The organism is Phycicoccus sp. Soil802, from assembly GCF_001429605.1.
Classification (GTDB): Bacteria; Actinomycetota; Actinomycetes; order Actinomycetales; family Dermatophilaceae; genus Pedococcus.
This window is the reverse complement of sequence record NZ_LMSS01000002.1, coordinates 656,731-663,777: the sequence shown is the minus strand read 5'-3', so window position 1 is coordinate 663,777 and position 7,047 is coordinate 656,731. Positions and strand designations below refer to the sequence as shown.

Below are 7,047 nucleotides of genomic sequence, written 5' to 3'. Positions count from 1 at the left end.
AGGTGCAGGTCAGGCTCGCACCCGGCGCGAGGTCACCGGTGGGGCAGGTCACCGTGACGGCCGGACCGGCCGGGGCGACGAGCTGGTCCGCCACCGTGATGTTGTGCAGGGTCACGGTGCCGGTGTTCTTCACCACGAAGCTGAAGGTGATCTGGTCACCGACGCCGGCCTTGGCGTCATTGTTCGCATCCGTGGTCAGGGCCGCGGACTTCACCAGCGACAAGCCGGTCGACGTCGGGGTCGGAGTCGTCGTCTGGGACTGGTTCGACGGCACATCCGTCCCACCAGGCGTCAGGCCGTGCGCGGTCGCGGTGTTGGCCACCGACCCGGCGTCGACGTCGGCCTGCGTCACCGTGTAGGCGCTGGAGGTGCAGGTCAGGCTCGCACCCGGCGCGAGGTCACCGGTGGGGCAGGTCACCGTGACGGCCGGACCGGCCGGGGCGACGAGCTGGTCCGCCACCGTGATGTTGTGCAGGGTCACGGTGCCGGTGTTCTTCACCACGAAGCTGAACGTGATCTCGTCAGCCACGCCGGCCTTGCCATCGTTGTTCGCATCCGTGGTCAGGGCCGCGGACTTCACCAACGTCAGACCCGTCGAGGTGGGCGTCGGCGTCGTCGTGCCGGACGGGTTCGACGGCACATCCGTCCCACCAGGCGTCAGGCCATGGGCGGTCGCGGTGTTGGCCACCGACCCGGCATCCACATCAGCCTGCGTCACCGTGTAGGCGCTGGAGGTGCAGGTCAGGCTGGCGCCGGGGGCCAGGTCGCCGGTGGGGCAGGTGACCGTCACCGAAGGACCCGCTGGGGCGACCAGCTGGTCCGCCACCGTCACGTTGTGCAGCGTGATCGTGCCGGTGTTCTTCACCACGAAGCTGAACGTGATCCGGTCAGCCACGCCGGCCTTGCCATCGTTGTTCGCATCCGTGGTCAGAGCCGCGGACTTCACCAACGTCAGACCCGTCGAGGTGGGCGTCGGCGTCGTCGTGCCGGACGGGTTCGACGGCACGTCCGTGCCACCCGGGGTCAGGCCATGGGCGGTCGCGGTGTTCGCCACCGAACCAGCGTCGACGTCAGACTGGGTCACCGTGTAGGCCGAGCTGGTGCACGTGACCGAGGCGCCCGGGGCCAGGTTCCCCGACGGGCAGGTCACCGTCACCGCGGGACCGGCCGGGGCGACCAGCTGGTCCGCGACGGTGATGTTGTGCAACGTGATCGTGCCGGTGTTCTTCACGAGGAACGAGAACGTGATCCGGTCACCCACCCCGGCCTTGCCGTCGTTGTTCGCATCCGTGGTCAGAGCCGCGGACTTCACCAGGGACAGGCCCGTGCCTGTCGGGGTCGGGGTGGTGGTGCCCGAGGGGTTAGACGGCACGTCAGTGCCACCCGGGGTCAGGCCGTGCGCGGTCGCCGTGTTCGCGACCGACCCGGCATCCACATCCGCCTGCGTCACCGTGTACACCGAGCTCGTACAGGTCACCGACGCACCCGGTGCCAGGTCACCGGCCGGGCAGGTCACCGTCACCGCGGGACCGGCGGGGGCGACCAGCTGGTCCGCGACCGTGATGTTGTGCAACGTGATCGTGCCGGTGTTCTTCACCACGAAGCTGAACGTGATCCGGTCACCGACGCCGGCCTTGCCGTCATTGTTTGCATCCGTGGTCAGCGCTGCCGACTTCACCAGCGACAGGCCCGGACTCGCCGGCGGCACGGTCACCGTGCACTTGGGGTCCGTCGAGCCAGTAGCACAGTTCGTGTTCGGATTCGAGGACACGATCGTGTTGGTCAACGGGGCGGACGTCGAGGTCGCCGTGCTCTTCACCGTCACCGAGTAGGTGATCGTCGCCGTCGCCCCAGCAGCGAGCGCCCCACTCCAGCTGAGCACGGGGGCCGTGTAGGAAACGGTGCCGCTCGATGCCGTCGCGTTGCTGTTGTACGTCGCGTTGGCGAGGACGTTCGTGAGGTCGTCCGTGAAGGTGGCCGGGTTGGAGGAGGTCCAGTCCGCCGTTCCGGTGTTCTTCACCGCGACGGTGTACGTGACGGTATCCCCTGGTCCGTACATCGACTTGTCAGCCGTTTTCGTGAACGCCAGCGAGCAGGCGGAGGCCGGAGAGGCGATCGTGAAGGTAGCGGTGCCGGATGAGACGCCGATCGGCCCGTCGGTGGCCCCCCCGGGAATGGTCGTCACCGCGTTCGCCACGTCGGGTGCGGTGGTTCCGGTCGTGACACAGGTCTTGGGCACCGTCGTCTTGAAGCAGACCTGCATCGGGTCGCCGTTGTAGTTGAGGGTCACGGTCGGCTTCGCCGTTGCGTCGGCATTCAGAAGCTTGACCGATACCGTCAGCGAGGTCGTCGTCCCGGAATAGGGGATGGAGGAGAGGTCGACGACTTGTTGGGTGTTGCTCAGGGTGACGCCGGTAAAGCCGGGCAACGGGTTCCCGTTCGCGTCGGACACGGTGAAGGTCGCGCCCGTGTACTGGCTCGACGTGAGACCGCTGATGGTGAAGTTCTTCCACCCGGTGACGTGGTTCGAGCCGCCATCACAGTAGTAGGCAGCGGGCCTGACGCTCACGCTTCCCGTTGAGGTTGTACAGGGGGCACCAGTCTTCTCATTGAAGAACTGCAGGACACCGGCGTCGCCGTCCTCGACGAGGCACCCCGGGAAGCTGCTCACCGAGCTGATCGTGTAGGCCGAGACACCGATCGGTGTGCCGCCGTTCAGCGTGGTCGAGGTCGGGTTGGTGAACCCAGAACAAGACCCACCCGACCCACCATTGAGTGACCAGTCCCAGCAGGTGTAGGTCGTGACTGCGGTGCTTTGGTTGTTGTAGGCCATGAAGACCTTGGTCCCGCTCACATACACGCCGCCGGGGCCTGCGGAGCTGTTGTTGAGGTATCCGACCCAGCCGCTCGCCTGCTGCGGGTAGGACTGGCTCATCACCTGTCCGGAGGTGTTCCAGCATGTCCAGGCGTTCGCCGTCCCGGGCGCCGTTTGGAGGCAGGCGCCGGTCACGCTCCCGGAGCTGTTGAGCACCGGCGCCATCGCCGCACTTCCGCCGCTGGAGACGGTCGTCTTGATCGGCGTGAAGCACGCCGAGTTGGTCACCGTGTTGTAACAGCCGAGGTAGACGCTGCCGTCCGCCGGGTTGAACGTCGTCGCCCAGACGTACGTCGACGAGCCGAAGGTCTGGACGTTGCCGCTGTATCCGAGGAACGCCAACGACGTGGTTCCCTGGCTCCACGGGAACAGCTGGAAGGAGGGCGGCGTGCAAGCCGCCTTCGTGGTGACATCGAAGCAGTCGAGGAAGCCGGAGGAGTCGAGGAAGTAGAGCTTGCTGCCGATGATCCCCAGGCCCACGTTGTTGGTGGTGTAGATCCCGCCGCCGGCGTTGCTCGTGCCGTTGGTGTAGTTGAGGTAGAACCCACACGAGGTATTCGTCGTGGTGTCGAAGCATGCCATGCCGTAGGTCTTGGTTCCGCTGATCGAGGCCGCGAACCAGATCTTCCCGGTAGCCGGATCCAGGTAGCTCCAGTTGTAGGTGCCGGTGACCAGGTCGCCGCATCCGTTGGTGGTGCAGGGGGAGCTACCCGACGTGGACTGGATGTTGCCGCCTCCGCCAGAGAAACCCGGACACTGTGCACCCGAGATCAGGTTGTAGCAGTCGAGCTGGCGGCCAGCGCCGCCTCCCGCGCTCGGCGTGAAGTGGTGGTGGTTGAGGTAGACGTTGCCGTTGTAGGTCAGAGCCTGCCAGCCGTCGCCACCTGTCGTGCTGGTCTTGAAGCTCGAGGTCGGGGCGCCGAACGGGCTCGTCGCTCCGGTCGTCCCCGGCCCGACGCTGCCTGTCGCGCCCACGGCGTTGACCCCGGACGCGGGCTGCGTCGTGGTGTAGCTGGCACCTCCGTTGGTGGAGTACTGCCCCGTCATGCCCGGCGGGACCTGGAGCGAGCCGGGGACGTAGGCCTGGTCACCGGTGATCGGGTCGGTGATGTTCGCGTTCACCGACGTGCTCTGCGTGTTGGAGTAGTTGAGCACCCACTGGAGGGTGTCGCCGGGGTTGGCGGTCCCCGAAGCCCCGCCCGCCACGGCCGTGCTGCCGTTGGTCAGGTCCTTGCCAGTCTTCGTCAGCGTCCCGAGCCCCGTCGTTGCGGCGCTGGCGCTGCTCGCCGTGGCGATCGCAACCCCACTGAAGACCAGGGCCATCGCAACCAGAGCGCTGATCAGCGAGAACCGGCCATCAGTCCCCCAACGGAAGAGCCGAGAGTGATGATGCGCAGAGTGGGAACGCGGCACGCGAGACCTCCAGGACGATCGCGCCAGCACGGATGGCGCAATGGATGGCGAGCCGTGACAGCCGGCCCAAGTGAGAGACGGGTCAGTCGCGCAAAGATGACGCGACCTCGGTGAGAAACTTTTCGGCGCCCGTTCCTCGCCACGCGGCATACGGCAGACTGACGGGGTGACCACGACGGAAGGCCGGCGCGAGCTCACCGTCGGCATGGGCGCAGGCGGCCTGGCCACCGCCGACATGGTGCTCAACATCGGTCCGCAGCACCCCGCGACGCACGGCGTCCTGCGGCTGCGGATCGTGGTCGACGGGGAGCGGATCGTCTCGGCCGAGCCCATCGTCGGCTACATGCACCGCGGTGCCGAGAAGCTGTTCGAGGTCCGCGACTACCGCCAGATCATCGTCCTGGCCAACCGGCACGACTGGCTGTCGGCGTTCTCATCCGAGCTGGGCGTGGTGCTCGGCGTCGAGCGGATGCTGGGCATGGAGGTGCCCGAGCGGGCCGTCTGGGCGCGCACGCTGCTGGCCGAGCTCAACCGGGTCCTCAACCACCTGATGTTCCTGGGCTCCTACCCGCTCGAGCTCGGCGCCATCACGCCGATCTTCTACGCGTTCCGCGAGCGCGAGGAGCTCCAAGCGGTCATGGAGGAGGCGTCCGGCGGGCGGATGCACTACATGTTCAACCGCGTCGGCGGGCTGAAGGAGGACCTCCCAGCCGGCTGGCTCGACCGCGTCGCGTATGCCGTACAGGCAGTCCGTGGGCGGCTCCCCGACCTCGAGGCGCTGATCGTCGGCAACGAGATCCTCGAGGCGCGGACGCGCGGCGTCGGCATCGTGACGCCGGAAACCATTGCGGCGTATGGGGTTTCGGGTCCCATCGCGCGTGCGGCGGGGGTCGACATGGACCTCCGGCGCGACGAGCCCTACCTCGCTTATGGCGAGCTGTTCGCGGACAGCGGTCCCGGTCGAGTGGTGACCCGCACGGCCGGCGACTGCCTGGCGCGCCTGGAGGTGCTGCTCGAGCAGGTGCACGTCAGCCTCGACCTCGCCGAGGCCTGCCTCGACCGGTTGCGGACGCTCCCGCAGGGCCCGGTGAACGTCAAGCTCCCCAAGGTGCTCAAGGTCCCCGAGGGCGACCTCTACACCGCGACCGAGAACCCGCTGGGCTTCAACGGCTACTACCTGGTGTCCCGCGGGGAGAAGACCCCGTGGCGGCTCAAGCTGCGCTCCGCGTCGTTCAACAACGTGGCGGTGCTGGCGGAGGTGCTGCCCGGCAACCTCATCGCCGACATGGTCGCGATCCTCGGCTCGATGTTCTTCGTGGTCGGCGACGTCGACAAGTAGGGGTGCAGTCACCAGACGGGTCGAGGTATTCGCCGACCCGGATCCGGTAGCGGATTACCTCGAACCGGCGGAGTCGTTCGGTGGGTCGACGCGGCACATCCGCTGGGTGAGCATGCCGGCACCCGCGAGCACCAGCGACGAAGCGGTGAGGGCGAGCAGCCGCCACAGCAGCGCGCGGTAGCCGGGCAGGTCGACATCGGCCAGGGCATGCGCCACCTGTGCGGCATACCAGCCCAGCACGGCCGACCCCGTCAGTGCGGCCGCCTGGGCGAGCACCAGCGTGCGGGCGGCGCGGATCGGGCTGAGCGTCTTGCGGGCCTCGCCCCGCAGGAAGCGGCGCACCGGCAGCCCGGCCCCGATGACCAGGATCGCCATGGCGACGATCAGCACCGAGGAGACCCATGAGGCCGGTCCGAGGAGGTGCCCCGCGTTGAGGTAGAACCGCCAGCCGATCCAGGAGAGCAGGCCGACCACGAGGGCGAGCGCCGCGAGCTGTGACCAGCGCAGGCCGCGGCCGTCGTTCACCACGGGCCCTCCAGGAGGTCGACGTCGGGTCCGGGCCGGACGCCGGACACGTCCATGCCGCTGACGAGGTCGGCGACCCGGCGGACCTGGCCCTCGACGCGCAGCACGGCCTCGCTGTCCGCCCGCAGCCACGGCACCAGCACGAAGCCGCGCTCGTGCGCCCGAGGGTGGGGCAGGGTGAGCGTGGGGCTGTCCATCACGACGTCGGTGTCGAAGACCGGGTCGCCGTACTGGATCAGGTCGAGGTCGAGCGTCCGCGGGCCCCAGTGCACCTCGCGGGTGCGTCCGTGGGCCCGCTCGATGTCGTGCAGCCCGGCCAGCAGCGACGAGGGCGCCAGGTGGGTCGTGCCCGTCACCACCGCGTTGAGGAAGACCGGCTGCTCGGGTCCACCGACGGGGTCGGTCTCGACGGGGGCCGAGACCTCGATGATGTCGATCAGGCCGTAGAGAGAGATCGCGGCGTCGTGGAGGGTCTCGACCGAGTCGCCGACGTTGGAGCCCATCGCGATGACCACGTGGGACTGCCGCTCCCTCGTCACCCGGACCTGCACGTCGGTGAACGGGTGCCCCACCGGGGCCTCCGGCTTGTGCACCACGACCTCGACCGCTTCGACGAGCGGCCTGGCCAGCACCCGGTCGGCGATCCGCGAGGCGAGCGCCTCGATGAGGTCGAGCGGGTCGCCCTCGATCAGCGCCACGACGTCACCGGCGACCTCGGCGTAGTTGACGGTGTCGGCGAGGTCGTCGCTGGCGCCGGCGGGAGCGAGGTCGACGTGCATGGTGACGTCGACGACGAACACCTGCCCGTCGCGCTTCTCGAAGTCGAGCACGCCGTGGTAGCCCTTGGCCGAAATGCCCTTGAGCACGATCTGGTCGGTCACTGCTGCCCCTCTGT

The 7,047-nt window shown here is 68.3% G+C and carries 3 protein-coding genes and 1 pseudogene; 1 reads left to right on the top strand and 3 read right to left on the bottom strand.

Annotation, left to right across the window (positions count from 1 at the left end; genetic code table 11):
• Positions 1-4,198 (bottom strand): annotated as a pseudogene (locus ASG91_RS06510) (DUF11 domain-containing protein); the annotation flags it as partial.
• A 295-nt stretch (positions 4,199-4,493) separates the two neighbouring features.
• Here ASG91_RS06510 and ASG91_RS06505 point away from each other — a divergent pair.
• Positions 4,494-5,627 carry an NADH-quinone oxidoreductase subunit D gene (locus ASG91_RS06505; RefSeq protein WP_056921844.1) on the top strand — a complete coding sequence of 378 codons (1,134 nt, stop codon included), beginning with the start codon at positions 4,494-4,496 and terminating at the stop codon, positions 5,625-5,627.
• 54 nt (positions 5,628-5,681) lie between these two features.
• Here the strand turns inward: ASG91_RS06505 and ASG91_RS06500 are convergent, their stop codons facing one another.
• Together ASG91_RS06500 and folK are read right to left on the bottom strand one after the other, a co-directional pair.
• Positions 5,682-6,152, bottom strand: a complete 471-nt coding sequence (locus ASG91_RS06500) for a DUF3180 domain-containing protein (protein WP_162257509.1) — start codon at positions 6,150-6,152, stop codon at positions 5,682-5,684.
• Positions 6,149-7,033 (bottom strand): 2-amino-4-hydroxy-6-hydroxymethyldihydropteridine diphosphokinase, encoded by an 885-nt coding sequence (gene folK, locus ASG91_RS06495; protein WP_056921753.1) that lies wholly within the window; start codon positions 7,031-7,033, stop codon positions 6,149-6,151. Before folK ends, ASG91_RS06500 begins: the two co-directional genes overlap by 4 nt.
• Positions 7,034-7,047 lie beyond the last annotated feature (14 nt).

Excerpts from the sequence above, each read along its gene's own strand:
- ASG91_RS06505 (WP_056921844.1), top strand. The coding sequence starts at position 4,494 with ATGGGCGCAGGCGGCCTGGCCACCGCCGACATGGTGCTCAACATCGGT.